Origin of the sequence: Klebsiella pneumoniae (assembly GCF_000742135.1) — a bacterium.
Lineage (GTDB): Bacteria > Pseudomonadota > Gammaproteobacteria > Enterobacterales > Enterobacteriaceae > Klebsiella > Klebsiella pneumoniae.
The window spans coordinates 3,633,832-3,656,204 of the sequence record NZ_KN046818.1 but is presented as its reverse complement, the minus strand read 5'-3'; the positions used below and the strand labels follow the sequence as shown (position 1 = coordinate 3,656,204).

General features: G+C 60.8%; 26 protein-coding genes and 1 riboswitch. Of the genes, 14 read left to right on the top strand and 12 right to left on the bottom strand.

Going from position 1 to position 22,373, the window contains the following annotated elements:
- Positions 1–7: 7 nt before the first annotated feature.
- The 12 genes from DR88_RS08370 to pduF form a co-directional block, all read right to left on the bottom strand.
- Complete coding sequence (locus tag DR88_RS08370; RefSeq protein ID WP_002915627.1) at positions 8–793, bottom strand: cobalt-precorrin-6A reductase; 786 nt, start codon at positions 791–793, stop codon at positions 8–10.
- Positions 790–1,515, bottom strand: a complete 726-nt coding sequence (locus tag DR88_RS08375; RefSeq protein WP_004143930.1) for a precorrin-3B C(17)-methyltransferase — start codon at positions 1,513–1,515, stop codon at positions 790–792. Before DR88_RS08375 ends, DR88_RS08370 begins: the two co-directional genes overlap by 4 nt.
- Positions 1,515–2,570 (bottom strand): cobalt-precorrin 5A hydrolase, encoded by a 1,056-nt coding sequence (gene cbiG / locus DR88_RS08380; RefSeq protein ID WP_004149601.1) that lies wholly within the window; start codon positions 2,568–2,570, stop codon positions 1,515–1,517. Before cbiG ends, DR88_RS08375 begins: the two co-directional genes overlap by 1 nt.
- Positions 2,551–3,324 (bottom strand): cobalt-precorrin-4 methyltransferase, encoded by a 774-nt coding sequence (locus tag DR88_RS08385; protein ID WP_004149602.1) that lies wholly within the window; start codon positions 3,322–3,324, stop codon positions 2,551–2,553. Before DR88_RS08385 ends, cbiG begins: the two co-directional genes overlap by 20 nt.
- Positions 3,317–3,886 (bottom strand): decarboxylating cobalt-precorrin-6B (C(15))-methyltransferase, encoded by a 570-nt coding sequence (locus DR88_RS08390; protein WP_002915684.1) that lies wholly within the window; start codon positions 3,884–3,886, stop codon positions 3,317–3,319. Before DR88_RS08390 ends, DR88_RS08385 begins: the two co-directional genes overlap by 8 nt.
- Complete coding sequence (locus DR88_RS08395; protein ID WP_032443956.1) at positions 3,876–4,481, bottom strand: cobalt-precorrin-7 (C(5))-methyltransferase; 606 nt, start codon at positions 4,479–4,481, stop codon at positions 3,876–3,878. The genes DR88_RS08390 and DR88_RS08395 overlap by 11 nt, the downstream gene beginning before the upstream one ends.
- Positions 4,475–5,614, bottom strand: coding sequence for a cobalt-precorrin-5B (C(1))-methyltransferase CbiD (gene cbiD, locus DR88_RS08400; protein ID WP_002915708.1), 1,140 nt, complete (start codon positions 5,612–5,614; stop codon positions 4,475–4,477). Before cbiD ends, DR88_RS08395 begins: the two co-directional genes overlap by 7 nt.
- Positions 5,611–6,246 carry a cobalt-precorrin-8 methylmutase gene (locus tag DR88_RS08405; RefSeq protein WP_002915711.1) on the bottom strand — a complete coding sequence of 212 codons (636 nt, stop codon included), beginning with the start codon at positions 6,244–6,246 and terminating at the stop codon, positions 5,611–5,613. The genes cbiD and DR88_RS08405 overlap by 4 nt, the downstream gene beginning before the upstream one ends.
- Before the next feature lie 10 nt (positions 6,247–6,256).
- Complete coding sequence (gene cbiB / locus DR88_RS08410) at positions 6,257–7,216, bottom strand: adenosylcobinamide-phosphate synthase CbiB (protein ID WP_002915724.1); 960 nt, start codon at positions 7,214–7,216, stop codon at positions 6,257–6,259.
- On the bottom strand, positions 7,213–8,589 hold the full coding sequence (locus DR88_RS08415; RefSeq protein WP_023313595.1) for a cobyrinic acid a,c-diamide synthase CobB: 1,377 nt from the start codon (positions 8,587–8,589) through the stop codon (positions 7,213–7,215). Before DR88_RS08415 ends, cbiB begins: the two co-directional genes overlap by 4 nt.
- A 93-nt stretch (positions 8,590–8,682) precedes the next feature.
- Positions 8,683–8,860, bottom strand: a riboswitch (cobalamin riboswitch).
- 281 nt (positions 8,861–9,141) lie between these two features.
- Complete coding sequence (pocR, locus tag DR88_RS08420; RefSeq protein ID WP_004181164.1) at positions 9,142–10,053, bottom strand: transcriptional regulator PocR; 912 nt, start codon at positions 10,051–10,053, stop codon at positions 9,142–9,144.
- Between the two features lie 203 nt (positions 10,054–10,256).
- Positions 10,257–11,066, bottom strand: coding sequence for a propanediol diffusion facilitator PduF (pduF, locus tag DR88_RS08425; RefSeq protein WP_002915732.1), 810 nt, complete (start codon positions 11,064–11,066; stop codon positions 10,257–10,259).
- 524 nt (positions 11,067–11,590) lie between these two features.
- Here pduF and pduA point away from each other — a divergent pair.
- From pduA to pduP, 14 genes are read left to right on the top strand one after another with little or no spacing between them, the layout of a single operon-like run.
- Complete coding sequence (pduA, locus tag DR88_RS08430; protein WP_023301260.1) at positions 11,591–11,875, top strand: propanediol utilization microcompartment protein PduA; 285 nt, start codon at positions 11,591–11,593, stop codon at positions 11,873–11,875.
- A complete protein-coding gene (pduB, locus tag DR88_RS08435) occupies positions 11,872–12,684 on the top strand; it encodes a propanediol utilization microcompartment protein PduB (RefSeq protein ID WP_002915739.1) in 813 nt (270 codons plus the stop codon). The genes pduA and pduB overlap by 4 nt, the downstream gene beginning before the upstream one ends.
- Positions 12,685–12,702: 18 nt before the next feature.
- Positions 12,703–14,367: a propanediol dehydratase large subunit PduC gene (gene pduC, locus DR88_RS08440; RefSeq protein ID WP_002915744.1), complete on the top strand. Its 1,665-nt coding sequence runs from the start codon at positions 12,703–12,705 to the stop codon at positions 14,365–14,367.
- Between the two features lie 10 nt (positions 14,368–14,377).
- Positions 14,378–15,067, top strand: a complete 690-nt coding sequence (gene pduD / locus DR88_RS08445) for a propanediol dehydratase medium subunit PduD (protein ID WP_004185474.1) — start codon at positions 14,378–14,380, stop codon at positions 15,065–15,067.
- 14 nt (positions 15,068–15,081) lie between these two features.
- Positions 15,082–15,606, top strand: coding sequence for a propanediol dehydratase small subunit PduE (gene pduE, locus DR88_RS08450; RefSeq protein ID WP_002915750.1), 525 nt, complete (start codon positions 15,082–15,084; stop codon positions 15,604–15,606).
- Positions 15,607–15,618: 12 nt separating this feature from the next.
- Complete coding sequence (locus DR88_RS08455) at positions 15,619–17,451, top strand: diol dehydratase reactivase subunit alpha (RefSeq protein WP_004149610.1); 1,833 nt, start codon at positions 15,619–15,621, stop codon at positions 17,449–17,451.
- Positions 17,441–17,791, top strand: coding sequence for a glycerol dehydratase reactivase beta/small subunit family protein (locus DR88_RS08460; protein WP_002915803.1), 351 nt, complete (start codon positions 17,441–17,443; stop codon positions 17,789–17,791). Before DR88_RS08455 ends, DR88_RS08460 begins: the two co-directional genes overlap by 11 nt.
- An 18-nt stretch (positions 17,792–17,809) precedes the next feature.
- The gene (gene pduJ, locus DR88_RS08465; RefSeq protein WP_002915806.1) at positions 17,810–18,085 is read left to right on the top strand and encodes a propanediol utilization microcompartment protein PduJ; all 276 of its coding nucleotides are present in this window, start codon (positions 17,810–17,812) and stop codon (positions 18,083–18,085) included.
- 21 nt (positions 18,086–18,106) lie between these two features.
- The gene (locus tag DR88_RS08470; protein WP_002915808.1) at positions 18,107–18,553 is read left to right on the top strand and encodes a BMC domain-containing protein; all 447 of its coding nucleotides are present in this window, start codon (positions 18,107–18,109) and stop codon (positions 18,551–18,553) included.
- A complete protein-coding gene (locus tag DR88_RS08475; protein ID WP_025862037.1) occupies positions 18,553–19,185 on the top strand; it encodes a phosphate propanoyltransferase in 633 nt (210 codons plus the stop codon). The genes DR88_RS08470 and DR88_RS08475 overlap by 1 nt, the downstream gene beginning before the upstream one ends.
- Complete coding sequence (gene pduM / locus DR88_RS08480) at positions 19,182–19,673, top strand: microcompartment protein PduM (RefSeq protein ID WP_025862038.1); 492 nt, start codon at positions 19,182–19,184, stop codon at positions 19,671–19,673. Before DR88_RS08475 ends, pduM begins: the two co-directional genes overlap by 4 nt.
- A 3-nt stretch (positions 19,674–19,676) precedes the next feature.
- Positions 19,677–19,952 (top strand): EutN/CcmL family microcompartment protein, encoded by a 276-nt coding sequence (locus tag DR88_RS08485; protein ID WP_023301264.1) that lies wholly within the window; start codon positions 19,677–19,679, stop codon positions 19,950–19,952.
- 10 nt (positions 19,953–19,962) lie between these two features.
- Entirely contained in the window at positions 19,963–20,979 is a 1,017-nt protein-coding gene (gene pduO, locus DR88_RS08490; protein ID WP_023158846.1) for a two-domain cob(I)yrinic acid a,c-diamide adenosyltransferase PduO, read from the top strand.
- The gene (pduP, locus tag DR88_RS08495; RefSeq protein ID WP_004143947.1) at positions 20,976–22,364 is read left to right on the top strand and encodes a CoA-acylating propionaldehyde dehydrogenase PduP; all 1,389 of its coding nucleotides are present in this window, start codon (positions 20,976–20,978) and stop codon (positions 22,362–22,364) included. The genes pduO and pduP overlap by 4 nt, the downstream gene beginning before the upstream one ends.
- Positions 22,365–22,373: the final 9 nt, after the last annotated feature.

Genomic DNA, 22,373 nt, shown 5'->3' with positions numbered 1-22,373 from the left:
CTCTTCCTCAAGTCGCCGACAGCCAGCGCGTCAGCCGCGCAGTGAAATCGGCCTGGCTTTGCAGTAGTTCATCGCCCGTCACCAGCGGCGCCGGACGGGTAATGACGATGCAGGGGATCCCCGCATCAAGACAGGGTTGTACTTTTTCCTGATAGCCTCCTTCCGCCCCCGAGGCTTTCGTCACCACAACATCGGCCCGGCACTGGCGATAAAAGGCGGCGTTAAATTCGGCGCTGAACGGCCCGCAGAGGGCGAAGATCTCCCCGACGCCAAACCCCAGATCGCTACAGTGCTGAACCACCTCCGGCACCGGCAGCACCCGGGCGAGCAGCGTTTTCTCCGCCAGTCCCGCCCGCCAGGCCGCCAGATCTTTGCTGCCGGTGGTCAGCAGGATCCGCTCGCCGAGGCGACGAGCCACCGCGCAGGCCTCGTTCAGATCGCCGACCACGTGAAGTAACGGATGGCGCAGATCGCTCAGCTGCTCCGGCCTTTGATAGCGGCTGAGCAGAACCCCGACGCTGGCGCAGGCGCGCACAATATTCTGGCTGACCACCTCGGCGTAGGGGTGAGAGGCATCGATCACCCAGCGGGTGCGCTGCGCTCTGAGCCACTCCGCCATCTGCTGCCACTCCATACGCCCGCAGCGTATCTGCCCGCGGATATCGCCGGCCAGCCGCTCGCCGGTAGGAGTTGCCACCGACAGGGTGTAGCGCACGTCGGCGGCGTCCAGCTGCTGGCAGATCGCCCGCGCATCGCTGGTGCCCCCGATAACCAGCACGTCGCCGTGATTCACAGCGCGTAGCCTCGCGGGGTGATCATCAGGCCGTTGTCGATGTAAGTCGCTTTGTTGCCAACGATCACCAGACTGGTCATATCCACTGGGGCAAAATCCATCTCCCCGAGGGTGGTCAGCCATTTCTCCTGCTTTTTGCGTCCGGCGGATTTGACTACGCCGACCGGCGTATCTGCGCTTTTACTGGCCGCCAGCAGCGCAAAGGCGCGCGCCAGATGTCCTTCGCGGCCGCGGCTGCGGGGGTTGTAGAAACAGATAACGAAGTCCGCTTCCCCGGCGGCGACTATGCGTTTTTCAATCACCGGCCAGGGCGTCAGCAGATCGCTAAGGCTGATATGGCAGAAATCATGCATCAGCGGCGCGCCGAGCAGCGAGGCGGCGGCGATACTGGCCGTCATCCCTGGGATCAGACGGACCTCAATGTCCAGCTGCTGCTTATTAACCAGCTCCAGCACCAGCCCCGCCATGCCGTAGATGCCGGCGTCGCCGCTGCTGATCAGCGCAACGTTGTGCCCGGCCTGCGCCAGCTCGATGGCCGCCTGGCAGCGCTCAATCTCTTTGCACATGCCGGTTTTGATCACCTGCTTGTCGCCGGTAAAGGCTTTTACCAGGTGGGTGTAGGTCTTGTAGCCCACCACGATCTCTGCCGCCTGCAAGGCCTCCACGGCTTCCATGGTCATCATCGCCTGCGAGCCAGGGCCAATTCCGATTACGCTTAACATCAGTGTGTTACTCCCAAAGTAATGGTCACGCCCTGCTCACGCAGGGTTTCGCCGGACAGGTTTCCCTGACTCAGCAGCCAGGCCACCGGGCCGGAGACGCTGCCGACGCCGACCGTCTCCCGGACAAAAGACGAGGCCGGAAAGCGGTGCTCGTGCTCGCGCAGCGCCTCGGCGCTAAAGGTTTCGAACGGCACCCGGCAGCGGTGAGCCAGCTGGCGCAACCCCGGCTCGTTTGCCTTCAGGCTCACGCTGCCGATCGCTTTCAGCGCCAGCGGGTCAAGACGCTGAGCGGCAAGCTGGCGATCCAGCAACGTACTGAGCAGCGCGCAGGGGGTGTCGCGCCGACAGCCGATCCCCGCCACCACCCGCTGGGGCACCAGCTTCCAGTGAGGCACCGGCAGCGGCGGCAGCGACCGGCGCAGGGTGACGCAGATCAGGGCGTCGAGCGCCGGCAAGCGCGCCAGGTCGCTTACCGGGATAAACCCGCGCCGGTCGCAGCGGCTTAGCGCCCCGGTGAATTCGCCGTCGCACCACAGCCCCACCCGCTTACCGCTCACCAGCATCTGGTTAACAGTTTTCACCGCCGCGCGAAAATCGGTCATCCGGGCGTTCAGCTGGAAGGCCAGCGTGTCGAGGGCGGCCAGCTCGTTGACGTCGGTGGCGGTGGTGATCACCGGGTCGGCTTCGAGCATCCCGGCGAGATAGCGGGTCAGCGCATTGGCCCCCCCGGCATGGCCGGAGAGCAAGCTGATGACGTGCCGGGCGCGCTCATCAATCACCACCACCGCCGGGTCGCTGAGCTTGTCATTCACCAGCGGGGCCAGCACCCGCACGGCAATCCCGGTGGCGCCGATAAAAATCAGCGCCGAGAAGCTGCTGAACGCCTCGCGGGCAGCGCTGGCAAAGCCGCCGTTGAAGGGGATAAACCCCTCTTCCTGCAGCGCTTCGCTGGTGTAACAGGTAAGCGGCAGCATGGCCGCCAGCCGTTTTGCCAGCCGCACGCCGCCGGGCGTCAGGCAAAACAGGGCAATGGATTCAGGCTTTACGGTATTCATGGCTAAAATCCGCTGCGTACAGTTTTGAGTAGTGATACTCATCGCCGAGGAAGGGGCCGACCAGGATCAGCGCCGTTTTGCGGATCCCGGCGTCGCGTACTTTGTCGCCGATGTCCGCGAGGGTACCGCGGACGGTCTGGCTTTCCGGCCAGGTGGCCTTGTAGATCACCGCGACCGGGGTGGTCGCGGGGTAGCCGCCCTCCACCAGCCGCTCCGCCACCCGGTGAATACGTTGCACCGACAGGTAAATCGCCATCGAGGTTTGATGGCTGGCAAAGGCTTCCAGCTGTTCGCGCGCGGGAACCGGCGTGCGCCCTTCCAGACGGGTAATAATCAGACTCTGCGAGACTTCGGGTACCGTGTACTCCACCCCCAGCTCCGCCGCCGCGCCGAGGAAAGCGCTGACGCCCGGCACCACCTGCCAGCGGATCCCGCGGCGGGTCAGCTCTTCGCCCTGCTCGCGCACCGAGCCATATAGCGAGACGTCGCCCGTCTGCAGACGCACCACCGTTTTTCCCGCCTTCACCCCCGCCTCCATCAGGTCGAGGATCTGCTCCAGATGCAGCGCGGCGCTGTCGTGGCACTCCGCCTGTGGCGGACAGTAGGCCAGTAGCTCGGTGTTGATCAGCGACCCGGCGTAGATCACTACCTGCGCCTGCTGTAGCAGACGGTAGCCTTTGAGAGTAATCAGTTCGCGATCGCCCGGACCGGCGCCGACGAACCACACGCAATGGGGATCAAAAGTCTCAGCCATGGTTTTCTTCCTTCTGACAGGCGATGACAAAAACGGGATTATGGGGTTTGAAGTAGTGGCCGCTGCCCAGGGTAGCCAGGGTGGAGACCGCCAGCTGCTGGCAGTCCACCTCGTGGATGCCGCTCTGCCGCAGGTGCGCCAGAGCGCTATGAAGGTTTTCCTGCAAAATAAAAGTCATCACCAGCCGGCCGCCGGGATGCAGCTGCGCCAGCGACCAGTCGATCAGCGCCGTCAGGTGGCCGCCGCTGCCCCCCATAAAGATCGCGTCGGCTTTGTCGGCGACCGCCAGCGGCGCAACGCCCGCCACGATAGCGATGTTGTCGCAGCCAAAGCGCTGCCGGTTCTCCGCCAGCAGGCGCAGCGCGTCGGCCTGACGCTCAATCGCCGTCACCCGCAGCGCCGGGTTCTGTAGAGCAGCCTCAATGCTGACGCTGCCGGTGCCCGCGCCGATATCAATCAGATGGCGCGCCCGGTGCAGCTCCAGCTTCGCCAGCGCCAGCGCGCGCACGGCCTCTTTGGTCATCGGCACCTGGGCGCCGCGCAAAAACAGCTCATCTTTCATCGAGGATCACCACCGCATTCATCTCATATTCGTCCTCCACGGCGCTGACCGGCAGCCAGTGGATCCGCTCGTTTTCCATCGCCAGGTTCTCGCCTATCACCATCCAGCGATGGCCTTTGCCGCGGGCCATCAGCTGGGCGGCTATCTCCCGCGGTCCGCAGCGGCCGTCGGTCACCATGGCGACTTTCCGGTGGGCGGCCAGAGCATCGAAGCTCACCGCCCGGCCATGGCTGCTGGTCAGCCACATATCGTTCATGTCGATGCCCGCCCGGGCGCAGAGGTACTGCACCGCGCTGATGCCGGGGATCACCTGCACTCGTTCCCGGCCAAAATAGGCAATCAGTCGGGTGCCAATGCCATAGAACAGCGGGTCGCCAGAGGCCAGCACCACGACGCGGCGCCCGGTACGGGCCTCAATCCACGCCAGCAGCGCCGGCATATCGGCCCCCAGCGCGAAGCGCTCGCCGGCGAAGTCGGGAAACTGCTGGAGATGGCGGCTGCCGCCCACCAGCGCCTCGGCGGCGGCGATTGCCTCGCGCGCGGCCGGGGTCAGCCACTGCAGCCCCGCCGGGCCCATTCCCACGACCGTCAACATGTCAGCTCCCGGGCAATCGCCTCCAGCGGACGGCTGCTGCCCAGTACCTGGTTATCAAAAGAAAACAGAACCGCGTCGCAGGTGGGCGGTTGCTGAGTGAAGCGCAGCATCTCAAGAACACGCTGGCAGATTCGCTCAGCCAGATGGTTATAGAGGCGCTGGTATCCCCAGGCGTCGATATGCTCCATTGCCGCTTCGGTAGTGTCGCACTCGCTGACCAGCGTCAGCAGCGGCAGCGGCGCGCCAAGCAGCGCCAGATGAGCGACGAGAGTTTCCATCCGCGCATCGGCGATATGGCTGTGGGTATGAAAGATCCCGGCGGCGATTTTGATCAGTTTGCCGGGATGGCCAATGAGCACAATCTGGCGGAAACCGAGCCGAACCGCCTCTTCAATCATGTAGCCGACGAAGTTGCTCATGGTGACCACCATCTGCGGGTCGATGCCCATCTGCTCGCGGACAAAGCGCTCACCGTGGTTGCCCGGCACCAGCACCACGCGCTCCAGCCCGGCGGCGCGTTTTATCTCCAGCTCGAGGGAGAGCGAGCGCTTCCAGCTCTCTTCCGACATCGGGGTAACGATCCCCGTGGTGCCGATAATCGAGATCCCGCCGAGGATCCCCAGCCGGGCGTTATAGGTTTTTTGCGCGCGAAGTACGCCTTCCGGAGCAAAAATCTCCACCTGCGCGCCGCGGGTAGGACCTATCGCTTCGCGCACGGCGGTCTCGATGGTGTGCCGCGGAGTGCGGTTTATCGCCGGGCTGCCTGTCGGCAGGCCGATCCCTTTGCGGGTCACCGTGCCGATACCCTCCCCGCCCTGCAGGCTAATCTCTCCGCTGTCATTGAGGGTGACCCGGGCAAAAATCAGCATGCCGTGGGTGGCGTCGACATCATCGCCGCCGTCTTTACGGATCGCGGCGACCGCCTGCTGCCCTTCGACGTGCGGGGACTCAACGTTCAGGCACAGGGTGACGCCGGAGGGGGTGACGATCGAGACCTGATGAATCAGATGCTGGCGCATCACCATCAGCGCCGCCACTTTTGCCGCCGCTGTGGCGCAGGAGCCGGTGGTGTAGCCCTTGCGCAGCGCTTTGCCGTGATGCCACACCGGGGCGTCAAAGGTCTGATCGCTCATTGCGCCTCCCGCAGGTGGTAAAGCAGAGCGTTCACAATCGCTGCCGCCACGTTGCTTCCCCCTTTGCGGCCGAGCGCGGCGATGGCCGGCAGGCCGCTCTCGCTGAGCGCCGCTTTCGACTCCGCGGCGCCGACGAACCCGACCGGCACTCCCACCACGCCGCCGATGGCGGTCTCGCGATGTTCCAGCAGGCGAAACAGCGCGGTTGGCGCATTGCCGAAGACGAACACTTTCTCCCCGGGCTCCTGCACCGCAATATCCACCGCCGCCATCGAGCGGGTCATCCCCCGGCTTTGCGCCTCGCGCACCACCCGCGGGTCGCTGATATAGCAGCGGCATTCGCCGCCAAAGCGGGCCAGCAGGGTTTTGTTGATCCCGGACAGCGCCATGGTGGTATCGGTATACAGCGTGCAGGGCCGGCTCAAGGCCTCACTCAGCGCGATCAGGGCATCCGGAGAAAACCACAGAATATCCAGCCAGTCGAAGTCAGCGGTGGTGTGGATCACCCGCTTGATAATCGCCTCGTGCAGCGGGCTGGCGAAACGGTAGTCCGGTCGCGTTTCGGCGATGATCTCGCTGATGATGTCGAAGCTTTTCGCCTCGATCGCCTGCGGTTGTTGGATGTACTGCATCAGGTTCTCCTCAGGCCGCGCCGACCAGCCAGTAGCGCACGCCGATAAACAGCGCCAGCGCCAGGCTTGACGCCACCCACATTAATCGAATGGTTCGGGAAATATCGTCCACCGCGATGTCGCGGACGGCGTCGCCTATCCAGGGCTTTTCAACGCGCTGGCCGAAGTAATCGTTCGGGCCGCCAAGGCGGATCCCCAGCGCGCCGGCGACGGTCGCTTCCGGCCAGGCGCAGTTAGGACTGCTGTGCTGATAGCGATCGCGCCAGCCCGTACGCAGCGCCCGGGCGCCATCTTCCCGGCATAGCACCGCGGCAAGGCTGAGCAACAGCCAGCTCAGCCGGGCGGGAAGGAAGTTGGCTACATCATCAAGACGAGCGCTGACCATGCCGATCGCCCGGTATTTTTCGTGTTTATAGCCGACCATGGAATCGAGGGTGTTGACCGCTTTATAGGCCATGGCCAGCGGCGCGCCGCCGAGGAGCAGGAAAAAGAGCGGCGCGATAATGCCATCCACCGTGTTCTCCGCCACGGTCTCCACCACCGCACGGTTGATCTGCGCTGGCTGGAGCTGAGAGGTATCGCGCCCGACAATCCAGGAGAGCTTATGCCGGCTTTCGGCGAGATCTCCGGCCTGCAGCGGCCGGGCCACCGCCATCGCCGACTGTGCCAGACAGCGTCCCGCCAGCGCGGTGAAGATCATCCACACTTCCACCAGCCATCCAAGCCAGGGGTGGATCCCGTGCGCCAGCGCCAGTACGCCCCAGGCCACGCCCCATGTCAGGCCGATAACCACCAGCCACATCACCCCGCCGCCGATGCGCAGCGCCCGGTCGCTATGGCAGACGCGTCGCACTACACGCTGGCTGACGGCGATCAGGCGACCTATCCAGCGCACCGGATGCGGCCAGTGCGGCGGATCGCCAATGACGACATCAAGTATCCAGGCTACACACCAGGCGAGAAGGGTCATAGCGCCCTCCTTGCTGCCCGCAACCAGTGGTTGAGCATGGTGGGACGCTGGGCAAAATGGACATGGAGATAGCTGGCAAAGGCGCTGCCGGACTGCCATCCTCCCTGCCACTGCTGGAGCGTCTTACCGTCTCGCTGTTTACGGCAGGCCAGTACGGCGGGGGTGGCGGGAGAAAAATCGGAGTAATGAAATTCATGGCCGCGCAGCCACTCGCCAGGGGCTGCCAGCAGCGTCTGCTGCTGCGCCTGCGCTTCGCAGTAGCCGAACCGGGTCAGACGCGTCCCCATTCGGCTGTGTCCGGGAATAATATCCGCCATCGTGTAGCGCTCGCCGCTGGTGACTTCCAGGGTCGTGCCCAGGTACATCAGGCCGCCGCACTCGGCGTAGATCGCCACCCCGCGCCGGTGCGCCGCGCGAAGCTGTGTCAGCATCTCGTGGTTAGCGGATAGCCCGGCCGCATGCAGCTCCGGATAGCCGCCGCCGAGCCAGATCATCTGGCAGGCCGGCAGCTGGCGATCGCGCAGTGGGCTAAAGCGCACCATCTTCACGCCGCAGCGCGCCAGCAGCGCCAGGTTATCGGGGTAATAAAAATTGAAGGCCTCATCGTCGGCGAGGGCCAGCGTCAGTCCTTCGCCGGCATCGGCGGCAAGCTGTTCTCCCCACTCGCCGATCGGCATGGCGGCCAGTTCGCTGAGGGCCAGCAGCCGGTCTATGTCGAGAGTGCGCCCCAGCAGGCTGGCAAAATCCCGCCATGCCTGCTGATTGACCACCGACTCGCGGGCGGTCACCAGTCCCAGATGTCGTTCGGGCAGCGCCACGCCTTCCACGCGCGGCACATAGCCGAGCACTGGCACCTGACAGTAGCGCTCAATGGCGCTTTTCAGCAGCTGGAAGTGCGCGTCGCTGTTGACCCGATTGACGATAACGCCAGCGATGTCGAGAGCCGGATCAAAATGTTGAAAACCCATCACCGTGGCGGCGATGGAGGTCGACACCGCTTTGCCATCCACCAGCAAAATCACCGGGCAGCCAAGCTGCTTAGCCATTGCCGCGCTGCTGCAGTAGTTGGGGTCGGTGCCGTAGCCGTCATACAGGCCCATCACCCCTTCGATAACCGCGATATCGGCCTGCTGTAGCTGTTCGGTAAACAGCACGTTGAGTATCGGGGCGGGAAGCATAAAGCTGTCGAGATTGCGGGAAGCGATGCCGCTGATGGCGGTGTGCCAGGCGGTATCCAGGTAGTCAGGCCCGACTTTACAGGGTTGCACCCGCATACCGCGCTGTTGGAGCAAGCTGAGCAGGCCGAGCGTAACGGTGGTTTTGCCACAACCGCTGCCGGTACCCGCAAGAATGAACGCACGCCTGGTTGCCATACCCTGTCCTGTTCTGGCGGTCAGGGTATAGCTACGCGCATGCCTGGTCCTGCGACCACGCACCGCTAAGCCACCCACTTCCCACCGAAGTTGTTGGTCAGTTACCGGCAGGCAGGTCTTCTGGCTTAGCCTCGTTCTCGCCCGCCCTTCCCAATCTTTCGATCAGTGGTTTTTGCGGGGTCGTCAGCATCACAGCAGCGGGGGCTGCGGGGGATTTACACCCCCTTCCCTGACACCAAACTGGTGTCGAACCTGTCGGTTTGTTTCGCCGATGCGCCCTGCATCGACGGGTATTACTTTATGTTTTCTTTTACCGTTTCATCACTCGTCACAATGACGTCAGTGAAGGAAAGCGGTGTTGTGATAATCAGCTGTCTCGTATTAACGGACACTCTATCTCATCACAAAAATAAAAACTGGTGTAGTTTATCCCTCGAATACCACTATTTTGTTGCGCTATGACAATTTATTGCTCTACTGTCGTTTTTTTCATTTTATATTGATGAAGATACTCGGGGATATCAAAAATCGGCAATAGCAAAATATTGTCATTTAAAAAGACTCAGTTTGTGATCCGGCATTAATTTGCTGACGAAATGCCTGCGGCGTTACCTGATAGGTCTGGCGAAACACTTTGCAAAAATAGCTGGTTTGCGAAAAACCTAAATTCCGCGCGATGCTGGCGATGCTCCAGTCGCTGTGGCATAGCAGCTCTTTTGCGCTCGCCATCCGCTGCTGATTGACCCAGGCGTTAAAACCGATCCCCTGATACTTTTTAAACAGTTTGCTGAAGTAGTACGGGCTGAGATAGACATGCGCCGCCACATCCTCCAGACGCAGCTCATCGGAGAGATGCGCGTCGATATAGCGCAGCGCCTTCTTCATTTTGCCATCGTGCGGCGAGGGCGCCCGGCTGGCCTGCGCCGGATCGTTCTGCGACGGGTTATCTTTGATAACCACAAAGTTGAGCTGTTTTTTCAGGCAATTCTCGACGATCAGCTTCAGCAGATCCGCCGAAGCGATAACCCGCGAATAGTCCATCTCCGGCACATCGCGAAACGCCTGGACCAGCGCCGGATCGTCCTGCCAGCGGTCATCGACGTTCAAGATATCAACCAGTTCAACATCATTGCTCAGACGCACCTGCCCGCACAGCACGAAACCGACCAGGTGGCCGGCGATCACCAGCGGGATGGAAAAATCGGTTAACCCCGCATGACAGCGGTAGATACACAGCTGGTCTTTTTTCGAGGCTTCCAGCCCGCCGCAGCGGTCGCTCATGCGACAGCGTCCGCTGTGCTCCGGGTGCTGACGCATCAGCTGGCAAAACGGCGTGAAATTAAACAATTCAGAAATCTCATCACCGTGAATATTGACGACCACAACCGCCAGACTGGTGGCTTGCGCAAAATCCTGTGCGATTTTATTGATGAGTTCTGAGTTCAAGGTACTCGCAGAAATCATGATAAAACCCCTCAGTTAATTTTTTGTTATAAATAAAACATATTTTTCATATTTACCTTTTTTAGCATCAGATCCCATCGACGATAAAAAAGTGCATTGACAATAACAAAAGTCTCCCAACCCGGGGAGACTTTTTGAGCGGTTCGTGATATCGGTTCATGAAATTAGCCTGGCTATTTCACAGATACATTCCCCTTATGACGCTAACGCGTATTTTCTTCCTCCACGCAGGTATGACAGGGCAGATTATTGGCGATAAGAAAACGATAAATTGCGGCGCCGAGGCAGGCCCCTAACAACGGTGCGATAATGGGCACGATAAAATAGGGAATATCTCTTCCCCCGGTCATGGCGATATTGCCCCACCCGGCGAACCAGGTGAACAATTTCGGGCCAAAATCGCGTGCCGGATTCATCGCGAAGCCGGTAAGCGGCCCGGTCGAGGCGCCGATCACCGCCACCAGAATGCCAATCAACAGCGGCGCCAGTGGGCCCTTGGGTACGCCGTTGCCATCATCGGTGAGCGCCATGATCATCCCCATCAGCATCGAGGTGATCACCACCTCCACCAGCGCCGCATGCCAGATGCTGAGCTCAGGCGCCGGGTAAGTGCTGAATATACTGGCCAGCTGCAGGCTTTCCAGGCTGCCGCGCACCATATGATGCACCGTTTCAAATTGCGTAAACAGGGTGCTGTAAAGTATCCAGGCCAGCACGGCGCCGCCAAACGCGCCGGCGACCTGAGCCACGATATAGGGCACCACTTTTCTGCCCGGGAAGCAGGCAAACAGCCACAGGGCGACGGTGACCGCAGGGTTCAGATGTCCCCCCGAAATGCCGGCCGTCAGGTACACCGCCAGAGAAATACCCAGTCCCCAGATAATACAGATCTCCCACAGCCCCAGGCTGGCGCCGGTCAGTTTCAGGGCGCTCAGGCAGCAGATACCAAAAAACAGAAACAGCCCGGTGCCTAAAAACTCGGCGATACATTGCGCGCGTAAAGAACCATTCATTGTGACACCTCGTGACGAAGTTCGTGTCCAGGCCAGCCAACCATCCGCTGGCTCGTTGGGTACGGCGAGGCCCACTATAGAAACCGGCAGCGGCAAAGTGTTGGCATCCTGCGGAAATCGGGCGGCGTAAAGTCGCCGAAGAAGAATAATTTATTGCTATTTGTTCGCGAATCCATGCAGCAATGGCGGGCGTTCAGGGGGTATTTTAATTTCCAACTAAATGATAAAAAATTGCGAAAGCGCAGTGCTTATTTTCCAACAAATATCACATCACGCAAAATATCGCATAGCAAAAACAATTTAAAAAATCACCTCTTAAAATGTAAATACGGAGCGTGAATTGCAATATAATCACATTTATATAAACAATAAAATCAAATAAAAACAACGATATAAAACAGAATAAATCCATTTTATATTATATAAAAACCACTATTTTTTCGCTCTCCACCACCAACTCAGCCATTCTTTTTCGCCGCTCCGCCATATAGTTCCCTCACTGGCACATATCCTGCGAGGTCTTTATGCAACAAGAAGCATTAGGAATGGTAGAAACCAAAGGCTTAACCGCAGCCATAGAGGCCGCTGACGCAATGGTTAAGTCGGCCAACGTTTTATTAGTTGGCTATGAAAGGATCGGTTCAGGCCTGGTGACCGTCATCGTGCGTGGCGACGTGGGGGCAGTTAAAGCCGCCACCGACGCCGGTGCCGCCGCAGCCCGCCACGTGGGCGAAGTGAAAGCCATACACGTCATTCCCCGCCCCCATACCGATGTTGAAAAAATCTTACCGAAGGGGAATAGCCAATGAGCAGCAATGAGCTGGTTGAACAGATCATGGCGCAAGTCATAGCCCGTGTAGCGACGCCAGAGCAGCAGGCGCTTCCCGATACCCCCCATCCCACAGGAGAGACGGCTATGGCAGAGAAAAGCTGCAGCTTAACGGAATTTGTCGGGACCGCCATTGGCGACACCCTCGGGCTGGTCATCGCCAACGTGGATGCCGCGTTGCTGGAGGCGATGAAGCTCGAAAAACGCTATCGCTCTATCGGCATCCTCGGCGCCCGCACCGGCGCCGGGCCGCACATCATGGCCGCCGATGAAGCGGTCAAAGCCACCAACACCGAAGTGGTCAGCATTGAGCTTCCTCGCGACACCAAAGGCGGCGCCGGCCATGGCTCGCTGATTGTGCTGGGCGGGAATGATGTTTCCGACGTCAAACGCGGGATTGAGGTCGCGCTGAAAGAGCTGGACCGTACCTTCGGCGATGTCTACGGCAACGAAGCGGGTCATATTGAGCTGCAGTATACCGCGCGCGCCAGTTATGCCCTGGAAAAAGCGTTCGGCGCCCCACTGGGCCGCGCCTGCGGCATTATCGTCGGCGCCCCGGCGTCCGTTGGCGTGCTGATGGCCGATACCGCGCTGAAATCAGCCAACGTCGAGGTGGTGGCTTACAGCTCACCGGCCCACGGCACCAGTTTCAGCAACGAAGCCATTCTGGTGATTTCCGGCGACTCTGGCGCGGTGCGCCAGGCGGTGATCTCCGCCCGGGAAATCGGCAAAACCGTACTGGCGACGCTGGGCGCCGAACCGAAAAACGATCGCCCCTCCTACATTTAATACCCGCGAGGCTGATTCATGAGATCGAAAAGATTTGAAGCACTGGCGAAACGCCCTGTGAATCAGGATGGTTTCGTTAAGGAGTGGATTGAAGAGGGCTTTATCGCGATGGAAAGCCCTAACGATCCCAAACCTTCTATCCGCATCGTCAACGGCGCGGTGACCGAACTCGACGGTAAACCGGTTGAGCAGTTCGACCTGATTGACCACTTTATCGCGCGCTACGGCATTAATCTCGCCCGGGCCGAAGAAGTGATGGCCATGGATTCGGTTAAGCTCGCCAACATGCTCTGCGACCCGAACGTTAAACGCAGCGACATCGTGCCGCTCACTACCGCGATGACCCCGGCGAAAATCGTGGAAGTGGTGTCGCATATGAACGTGGTCGAGATGATGATGGCGATGCAAAAAATGCGCGCCCGCCGCACGCCGTCCCAGCAGGCGCATGTCACTAATATCAAAGACAATCCGGTACAGATTGCCGCCGACGCCGCTGAAGGCGCATGGCGCGGCTTTGACGAACAGGAGACCACCGTCGCCGTGGCGCGCTACGCGCCGTTCAACGCCATCGCCCTGCTGGTGGGTTCACAGGTTGGCCGTCCCGGCGTCCTCACCCAGTGTTCGCTGGAAGAAGCCACCGAGCTGAAACTGGGCATGCTGGGCCACACCTGCTATGCCGAAACCATTTCGGTATACGGTACGGAACCGGTGTTTACCGATGGCGATGACACCCCGTGGTCGAAAGGCTTCCTCGCCTCCTCCTACGCCTCGCGCGGCCTGAAAATGCGCTTTACCTCCGGTTCTGGTTCTGAAGTACAGATGGGCTATGCCGAAGGCAAATCGATGCTTTATCTCGAAGCGCGCTGCATCTACATCACCAAAGCCGCCGGGGTGCAAGGCCTGCAGAATGGCTCCGTCAGCTGTATCGGCGTACCGTCCGCCGTGCCGTCCGGGATCCGCGCCGTACTGGCGGAAAACCTGATCTGCTCAGCGCTGGATCTGGAGTGTGCCTCCAGCAACGATCAAACCTTTACCCACTCGGATATGCGGCGTACCGCGCGTCTGCTGATGCAGTTCCTGCCAGGTACCGACTTTATCTCCTCCGGTTACTCGGCGGTGCCGAACTACGACAACATGTTCGCCGGTTCCAACGAAGATGCCGAAGACTTCGATGACTACAACGTGATCCAGCGCGACCTGAAGGTCGATGGCGGCCTGCGGCCGGTGCGTGAAGAGGACGTGATCGCCATTCGCAACAAAGCCGCCCGCGCGCTGCAGGCGGTATTTGCCGGCATGGGTTTGCCGCCTATTACGGATGAAGAGGTGGAAGCCGCTACCTACGCCCACGGTTCAAAAGATATGCCTGAGCGCAATATCGTCGAGGACATCAAGTTTGCTCAGGAGATCATCAACAAGAACCGCAACGGCCTGGAGGTGGTGAAAGCCCTGGCGAAAGGCGGCTTCCCCGATGTCGCCCAGGACATGCTCAATATTCAGAAAGCCAAGCTCACCGGCGACTACCTGCATACCTCCGCCATCATTGTTGGCGAGGGCCAGGTGCTCTCGGCCGTGAATGACGTGAACGATTATGCCGGTCCGGCAACAGGCTACCGCCTGCAAGGCGAGCGCTGGGAAGAGATTAAAAATATCCCGGGCGCGCTCGATCCCAATGAACTTGGCTAAGGGGTGAAAAATGGAAATTAACGAAACGCTGCTGCGCCAGATTATCGAAGAGGTGCTGTCGGAGATGAAATCAGGCGCAGATAAGCCGGTCTCCTTTAGCGCGTCTGCGGCTTCTGTCGCCTCTGCCGCGCCGGTCGCCGTTGCGCCTGTGTCCGGCGACAGCTTCCTGACGGAAATCGGCGAAGCCAAACCCGGCACGCAGCAGGATGAAGTCATTATTGCCGTCGGGCCAGCGTTTGGTCTGGCGCAAACCGCCAATATCGTCGGCATTCCGCATAAAAATATTCTGCGCGAAGTGATCGCCGGCATTGAGGAAGAAGGCATCAAAGCCCGGGTGATCCGCTGCTTTAAGTCTTCTGACGTCGCCTTCGTGGCAGTGGAAGGCAACCGCCTGAGCGGCTCCGGCATCTCGATCGGTATTCAGTCGAAAGGCACCACCGTCATCCACCAGCGCGGCCTGCCGCCGCTTTCCAATCTGGAACTCTTCCCGCAGGCGCCGCTGCTGACGCTGGAAACCTACCGTCAGATTGGCAAAAACGCCGCGCGCTACGCCAAACGCGAGTCGCCGCAGCCGGTGCCGACGCTTAACGATCAGATGGCTCGTCCCAAATACCAGGCGAAGTCGGCCATTTTGCACATTAAAGAGACCAAATACGTGGTGACGGGCAAAAACCCGCAGGAACTGCGCGTGGCGCTTTAACAAAGGATATCCCGATGAATACCGACGCAATTGAATCCATGGTACGCGACGTGCTGAGCCGGATGAACAGCCTACAGGACGGGATAACGCCCGCGCCAGCCGCGCCGACAAACGACACCGTTCGCCAGCCAAAAGTTAGCGACTACCCGTTAGCGACCCGCCATCCGGAGTGGGTCAAAACCGCTACCAATAAAACGCTCGATGACCTGACGCTGGAGAACGTATTAAGCGATCGCGTTACGGCGCAGGACATGCGCATCACTCCGGAAACGCTGCGTATGCAGGCGGCGATCGCCCAGGATGCCGGACGCGATCGGCTGGCGATGAACTTTGAGCGGGCCGCAGAGCTCACCGCGGTTCCCGACGACCGGATCCTTGAGATCTACAACGCCCTGCGCCCATACCGTTCCACCCAGGCGGAGCTACTGGCGATCGCTGATGACCTCGAGCATCGCTACCAGGCACGACTCTGTGCCGCCTTTGTTCGGGAAGCGGCCGGGCTGTACATCGAGCGTAAGAAACTCAAAGGCGACGATTAACAGGGGGTAAGCATGCGCTATATCGCTGGCATTGATATTGGCAACTCCTCGACAGAAGTCGCCCTGGCGACGGTCGATGACGCAGGTGTGCTGAACATTCGCCACAGCGCGTTGGCTGAAACCACGGGTATAAAAGGCACATTACGAAATGTGTTCGGTATCCAGGAGGCGCTAACGCAGGCGGCAAAAGCGGCCGGCATTCAGCTCAGCGATATTTCGCTTATTCGCATTAACGAAGCCACGCCGGTCATTGGCGATGTGGCGATGGAAACCATCACGGAAACCATCATCACCGAGTCCACCATGATCGGCCATAACCCGAAGACACCCGGCGGCGTCGGACTGGGGGTCGGCATCACCATCACACCAGAGGCGCTGCTGTCCTGCTCCGCGGGCACTCCCTATATTCTGGTGGTCTCCTCGGCCTTTGACTTTGCCGATGTCGCCGCGATGGTCAATGCGGCAACGGCAGCGGGCTATCAGATAACCGGCATTATTTTGCAGCAGGATGACGGCGTGCTGGTCAATAACCGGCTACAGCAACCGCTGCCGGTGATCGACGAAGTTCAGCATATCGACCGGATTCCACTTGGCATGCTGGCGGCCGTCGAGGTCGCTTTACCCGGTAAGATCATCGAAACGCTCTCCAACCCCTACGGTATTGCGACCGTTTTCGATCTCAACGCCGAGGAGACCAAAAATATCGTGCCAATGGCGCGGGCGCTGATTGGCAACCGCTCGGCCGTGGTGGTGAAAACCCCCTCCGGCGACGTCAAGGCCCGCGCTATTCCGGCAGGTAATCTGCTGCTCATCGCTCAGGGGCGCAGCGTACAGGTTGATGTGGCCGCCGGGGCGGAAGCCATCATGAAAGCGGTTGATGGCTGCGGCAAACTGGACAACGTCGCGGGAGAAGCGGGCACCAATATCGGCGGCATGCTAGAGCACGTGCGCCAGACCATGGCGGAGCTTACCAATAAGCCAGCTCAGGAGATCCGCATTCAGGATCTGCTGGCCGTTGATACGGCGGTGCCAGTCAGCGTGACCGGCGGTCTTGCGGGGGAGTTCTCGCTGGAGCAGGCGGTGGGTATCGCCTCGATGGTCAAGTCGGATCGCCTGCAGATGGCCCTCATCGCCCGTGAAATTGAGCACAAACTGCAGATTGCGGTTCAGGTGGGCGGCGCCGAAGCGGAGGCGGCCATTCTTGGGGCGCTCACCACTCCCGGCACCACGCGCCCGCTGGCAATCCTCGATCTGGGCGCCGGGTCGACCGACGCCTCCATTATCAATGCGCAGGGAGAGATCAGCGCCACTCACCTGGCCGGCGCCGGCGATATGGTCACGATGATCATCGCCCGCGAGCTGGGGCTTGAGGACCGCTACCTGGCGGAAGAGATCAAAAAATATCCGCTGGCAAAAGTCGAAAGCCTGTTTCATCTGCGTCATGAAGACGGCAGCGTCCAGTTTTTTCCGTCGGCCTTACCACCGACGGTATTTGCCCGCGTCTGCGTGGTGAAACCGGATGAACTGGTTCCCCTGCCCGGCGATCTGCCGCTGGAGAAAGTGCGCGCCATTCGCCGTAGCGCCAAATCACGCGTCTTTGTCACCAACGCCCTGCGAGCGTTACGCCAGGTGAGCCCTACCGGCAACATTCGCGACATCCCGTTCGTGGTGCTGGTGGGCGGCTCGTCCCTCGATTTCGAGATCCCCCAGCTGGTCACCGACGCGCTGGCGCACTACCGGCTGGTTGCCGGGCGCGGCAATATCCGCGGCTGTGAAGGCCCACGCAATGCGGTCGCCAGCGGATTACTCCTTTCCTGGCAAAAAGGAGGCACACATGGAGAGTAGCGTAGTCGCCCCCGCCATCGTCATTGCCGTCACTGACGAATGCAGCGAACAGTGGCGCGATGTCCTGCTGGGCATTGAAGAGGAAGGCATTCCTTTTGTTCTGCAGCCGCAGACCGGCGGCGATCTTATCCATCACGCCTGGCAGGCGGCGCAGCGTTCGCCGCTGCAGGTAGGCATCGCCTGCGACCGGGAACGGCTCATCGTGCACTACAAAAATTTACCCGCATCAACTCCGTTGTTTTCGCTGATGTATCACCAGAACAGGCTGGCCCGGCGAAACACTGGCAACAATGCGGCTCGTCTCGTCAAAGGGATCCCATTTCGGGATCGCCATGCTTAATCCACAGGAGAACGCAGTATGAATAACGCACTAGGACTGGTTGAAACGAAAGGCCTGGTTGGCGCCATTGAAGCCGCTGATGCAATGGTGAAATCCGCCAACGTGCAGTTGATTGGTTACGAAAAAATTGGCTCCGGGCTGATTACCGTGATGGTCCGCGGAGACGTCGGCGCGGTCAAAGCCGCCGTTGACGCCGGCAGCGCGGCGGCCAGCGTGGTCGGCGAGGTCAAGTCCAGCCATGTGATCCCGCGCCCGCATAGCGATGTTGAGGCCATTCTGCCGAAATCTGTCTGACCCTCAAAAAAGGAGCACCGCGTGAAGCAATCACTGGGATTACTTGAGGTCAGCGGTCTGGCCCTGGCCATCACCTGCGCCGACGCTATGGCGAAAGCGGCCGCCATCACGCTGCTCGCCCTGGAAAAGACCAACGGTTCCGGCTGGATGGTGGTGAAGATCGCCGGTGATGTGGCCTCTGTCCAGGCGGCGGTGATGACCGGGGCCGAACTCGCCGAACGGCAGCAGGGGCTGGTAGCGCAGAAGGTTATCGCCAGGCCCGGGGAAGGCCTGCTGCCGGCCCGCGTCCAGGCGCCTTCACCAGCGCCTGACGTCGCCGTGACGGAGGAGAACACGGCCCTCACAGACGCCCCCTCCCACTCTACGGAGCGGGTGACCTGCAACCTGTGCCTGGACCCACACTGCCCACGACAAAAAGGCGATCCCCGCTCGCAGTGCCTGCACGCCGGTAAACGAGGTGACGCGTAATGGATAAACAACAGCTGGCTTCGACAGTCAACAAAGTGCTGGATGAGATGCGCCAGCGTCCCATTCCAATCGGTATCTCCAGTCGCCATATCCATTTAGCGGCGGCTGACTATGCCAGGCTTTTTCCCGCGCAGCCCATCCAGCCGAAAAAAGCGCTGCTGCAGCCGGGACAATATGCTGCAGAGCAGACGGTGACCCTGGTTGGCCCCAAAGGGCGATTAAACAACGTGCGCCTGCTCGGCCCTTTGCGCCAGACCAGCCAGGTGGAAATCTCACGCACCGACGCCCGGATCCTCGGTATCGCCGCGCCGCTGCGCATGTCCGGCAATCTGCAGGGCACGCCGGGGATCCGCCTGATAAGCCCCTTTGCCGAACTGGAGTTGAGCGGCGGGACGATTGTTGCCCAGCGACATATTCATATGTCGCCACTTGATGCGTTGATCCTGCGCGTCTCCCATGGCGAGAGCGTCGCGGTGGCGATCGAAGGCAGCGACAGGCGGCTTATCTTCGACAACGTGGCGGTCCGCGTTGCCCCGGATATGCGTCTTGAGATGCACATCGATACTGACGAGGCTAATGCGGCAGGCGCTGACGCTGCGCAAGCCTGGGCAACGCTGGTGACGAAGCCATGAACCACGCGATGCTGCAGCGTATCGTCGAAGAGGTCGCCGCCCGTCTGCGCCGTCGCGCCCTCAGCACGGCCACGCTCAGCGTGGCCCAGCTCGGCGAAGCGGATATCCGCAGCCTGCTGTGCCAGCACGCTTCGCTGCGCATCGTGCAGGTGGATTTACCGCTGCTGGAGCAGCTTGCCGGCCAGCGTGCGCTGGCGGCAGCCGGTTGCGCACTGCATGAGGCGATGGCCTGGGGCGTTCGGGTACAGCTAACGCTGCTTCCCGCCCTGCTCCCCGCGCTGGCGGTAAAAAAACTCGCCCGCTTGCCGCTGACGTTCAGCGATCCGCTTGGCCAGCCCGTCAGGCTTCACGCCGAGTCGGTGCTCACCTATGCCGACGTAGCCCATTTCAGTGGCGGCTATCTGGTGCTGCGCCGCCGCCCCATTATCACCGCCCTCGCCCGCGAAGCGGCCGTCGCGCGGCATGTTCAATTGATTAAGCAGGAGTGAACTATGCATCTGGCACGCGTGACCGGCGCCGTCGTCTCGACGCAAAAATCGCCCTCTCTGAACGGCAAAAAACTGCTGCTGGTGCGCCGGGTAAGCGCGGACGACGATCGTCCGATTCTCCCCACGAGCGGCGATGAAGTGGCGGTAGATTCGGTTGGCGCTGGCGTCGGCGAGCTGGTGCTGCTCTGCAGCGGCTCGAGCGCACGCCACGTTTTCAGCGGCCCGAATGAGGCCATCGATCTTGCCGTCGTGGGCATTATTGACTCACTTTCACGCTAAGGGGGCGCCTGTGGCTATCTATACCCGAACCGGCGATGCCGGCAGTACATCACTCTTTACCGGCCAGCGGGTCAGCAAGACGCATCCGCGCGTCGAAGCCTACGGCACCCTGGATGAACTGAACGCCATGCTGAGCCTGTGCGTCTGCGCCGTCGCTGAAGAGGAACAGCGCACCCTGCTCGAAGCCCTGCAGCAGCACATTTTTTGGTTCAGCGCGGAGCTCGCCAGCGACAGCGAACAGCCATCACCGGGTAAGCGCTATATCAGCAGCGAAGAGATTGCCCTGCTGGAGCAGACCATCGATCGCGAGATGGCCCGCGTGCCGGCGCTGCACCAGTTTGTATTGCCCGGACGCTGTGAAGCCGCCAGCCGTCTGCACCTGGCCCGCACCGTTGCCAGACGGGCGGAGCGCCGGCTGGTCGAGCTGGGGGCAGAGGTTACTATCCGTCAGATACTGCTGCGTTATCTGAACCGCTTATCTGACTGCCTGTATGCCCTGGCGCGCAGCGAGGATCATGCCGCTCACCAGCGCCGCCTTGTGACGGAGATCGCGGCCCGCTATCTGGCCGCCAGCAGGTCGCCTGCGCCCGACGCGCCCAAAGCCCAGGCCGGGTCGCTCTCCTTTCACGAGCTGCATCAGCTCATCCGTCAGGCCATTGAACACGCCCGCCAGCTGCAGGTGCCGGTGGTGATCAGCATCGTTGACGCACACGGCACCGAAACCGTGACCTGGCGAATGCCCGATGCGCTGCTGGTCAGCAGCGAGCTGGCGCCGAAAAAAGCCTGGACCGCCGTCGCCATGAAAACCGCCACCCACGAGCTCGCGACGACCGTACAGCCAGGCGCTGCGCTGTACGGTCTGGAGAGCCATCTGCAGGGCAAAGTTGTCACCTTTGGCGGCGGATATCCGCTGTGGCGCGATGGCCAGCTAATAGCCGGCCTCGGCATTAGCGGCGGCAGCGTCGAGCAGGATATGGCTATTGCACAGGCTGCCATGGCGGCCATTAACGTGAGAACTCATCAATGAATACAGCAGAACTGGAAACCCTTATCCGCACCATCCTCAGTGAAAAGCTCGCGCCGACGCCCCCTGCCCCTCAGCAAGAGCAGGGCATTTTCTGCGATGTCGGCAGCGCCATCGACGCCGCTCATCAGGCTTTTCTCCGCTATCAGCAGTGTCCGCTAAAAACCCGCAGCGCCATTATCAGCGCCCTGCGGGAGACGCTGGCCCCCGAGCTGGCGACGCTGGCGGAAGAGAGCGCCACGGAAACCGGCATGGGCAACAAAGAAGATAAATATCTGAAAAATAAAGCCGCTCTTGAAAACACGCCGGGCATAGAGGATCTCACTACCAGCGCCCTCACCGGCGATGGCGGGATGGTGCTGTTTGAGTACTCGCCGTTCGGGGTTATTGGCGCCGTGGCGCCCAGCACCAACCCAACGGAAACCATTATCAACAACAGTATCAGCATGCTGGCGGCGGGTAACAGCGTCTATTTCAGCCCCCATCCCGGCGCGAAAAAGGTCTCGTTGAAGCTTATCGCCAGGATCGAAGAGATCGCCTACCGCTGCAGCGGGATCCGTAACCTGGTGGTGACCGTTGCCGAGCCGACCTTTGAAGCCACCCAGCAAATGATGTCCCACCCGCTGATTGCCGTTCTGGCTATCACCGGCGGCCCTGGCATTGTGGCGATGGGCATGAAAAGCGGTAAAAAAGTGATCGGCGCTGGCGCCGGCAATCCGCCGTGCATCGTTGATGAAACCGCCGATCTCGTCAAAGCCGCCGAAGATATTATCAGCGGCGCCGCCTTCGATTACAACCTGCCCTGTATCGCCGAAAAAAGCCTGATCGTCGTCGCCTCCGTCGCTGACCGCCTGATCCAGCAGATGCAGGATTTTGACGCGCTGCTGTTGAGCCGACAGGAGGCCGATACCCTGCGTGCCGTCTGCCTGCCCGACGGCGCGGCGAATAAAAAACTGGTCGGTAAAAGCCCGGCTGCGCTGCTGGCGGCGGCGGGTCTCGCCGTTCCGCCTCGCCCCCCTCGCCTGCTGATAGCCGAGGTGGAGGCGAACGACCCCTGGGTGACCTGCGAGCAGCTGATGCCGGTGCTGCCGATCGTCAGGGTCGCCGACTTTGACAGCGCCCTGGCGCTGGCCCTGCGCGTTGAGGAGGGTCTGCACCACACCGCCATTATGCACTCGCAGAATGTCTCGCGGCTCAATCTGGCGGCACGCACGCTGCAGACCTCCATTTTTGTCAAAAATGGCCCGTCTTACGCGGGAATCGGCGTCGGCGGCGAAGGGTTTACCACCTTCACCATCGCCACGCCAACCGGAGAAGGCACCACCTCCGCGCGGACGTTCGCCCGCCTGCGGCGCTGCGTGTTGACCAACGGTTTTTCCATTCGCTAACCGGGGGCG

Coding starts and splice junctions, on each gene's coding strand:
- DR88_RS08375 (WP_004143930.1), bottom strand. CDS start 1,515: ATGTTAAGCGTAATCGGAATTGGCCCTGGCTCGCAGGCGATGATGACC.
- cbiG (WP_004149601.1), bottom strand. CDS start 2,570: ATGAATACCGTAAAGCCTGAATCCATTGCCCTGTTTTGCCTGACGCCC.
- DR88_RS08385 (WP_004149602.1), bottom strand. CDS start 3,324: ATGGCTGAGACTTTTGATCCCCATTGCGTGTGGTTCGTCGGCGCCGGT.
- DR88_RS08390 (WP_002915684.1), bottom strand. CDS start 3,886: ATGAAAGATGAGCTGTTTTTGCGCGGCGCCCAGGTGCCGATGACCAAA.
- DR88_RS08395 (WP_032443956.1), bottom strand. CDS start 4,481: ATGTTGACGGTCGTGGGAATGGGCCCGGCGGGGCTGCAGTGGCTGACC.
- cbiD (WP_002915708.1), bottom strand. CDS start 5,614: ATGAGCGATCAGACCTTTGACGCCCCGGTGTGGCATCACGGCAAAGCG.
- DR88_RS08405 (WP_002915711.1), bottom strand. CDS start 6,246: ATGCAGTACATCCAACAACCGCAGGCGATCGAGGCGAAAAGCTTCGAC.
- cbiB (WP_002915724.1), bottom strand. CDS start 7,216: ATGACCCTTCTCGCCTGGTGTGTAGCCTGGATACTTGATGTCGTCATT.
- DR88_RS08415 (WP_023313595.1), bottom strand. CDS start 8,589: ATGGCAACCAGGCGTGCGTTCATTCTTGCGGGTACCGGCAGCGGTTGT.
- pocR (WP_004181164.1), bottom strand. CDS start 10,053: ATGATTTCTGCGAGTACCTTGAACTCAGAACTCATCAATAAAATCGCA.
- pduF (WP_002915732.1), bottom strand. CDS start 11,066: ATGAATGGTTCTTTACGCGCGCAATGTATCGCCGAGTTTTTAGGCACC.
- pduA (WP_023301260.1), top strand. CDS start 11,591: ATGCAACAAGAAGCATTAGGAATGGTAGAAACCAAAGGCTTAACCGCA.
- pduB (WP_002915739.1), top strand. CDS start 11,872: ATGAGCAGCAATGAGCTGGTTGAACAGATCATGGCGCAAGTCATAGCC.
- pduC (WP_002915744.1), top strand. CDS start 12,703: ATGAGATCGAAAAGATTTGAAGCACTGGCGAAACGCCCTGTGAATCAG.
- pduD (WP_004185474.1), top strand. CDS start 14,378: ATGGAAATTAACGAAACGCTGCTGCGCCAGATTATCGAAGAGGTGCTG.
- pduE (WP_002915750.1), top strand. CDS start 15,082: ATGAATACCGACGCAATTGAATCCATGGTACGCGACGTGCTGAGCCGG.
- DR88_RS08455 (WP_004149610.1), top strand. CDS start 15,619: ATGCGCTATATCGCTGGCATTGATATTGGCAACTCCTCGACAGAAGTC.
- DR88_RS08460 (WP_002915803.1), top strand. CDS start 17,441: ATGGAGAGTAGCGTAGTCGCCCCCGCCATCGTCATTGCCGTCACTGAC.
- pduJ (WP_002915806.1), top strand. CDS start 17,810: ATGAATAACGCACTAGGACTGGTTGAAACGAAAGGCCTGGTTGGCGCC.
- DR88_RS08475 (WP_025862037.1), top strand. CDS start 18,553: ATGGATAAACAACAGCTGGCTTCGACAGTCAACAAAGTGCTGGATGAG.
- pduM (WP_025862038.1), top strand. CDS start 19,182: ATGAACCACGCGATGCTGCAGCGTATCGTCGAAGAGGTCGCCGCCCGT.
- DR88_RS08485 (WP_023301264.1), top strand. CDS start 19,677: ATGCATCTGGCACGCGTGACCGGCGCCGTCGTCTCGACGCAAAAATCG.
- pduP (WP_004143947.1), top strand. CDS start 20,976: ATGAATACAGCAGAACTGGAAACCCTTATCCGCACCATCCTCAGTGAA.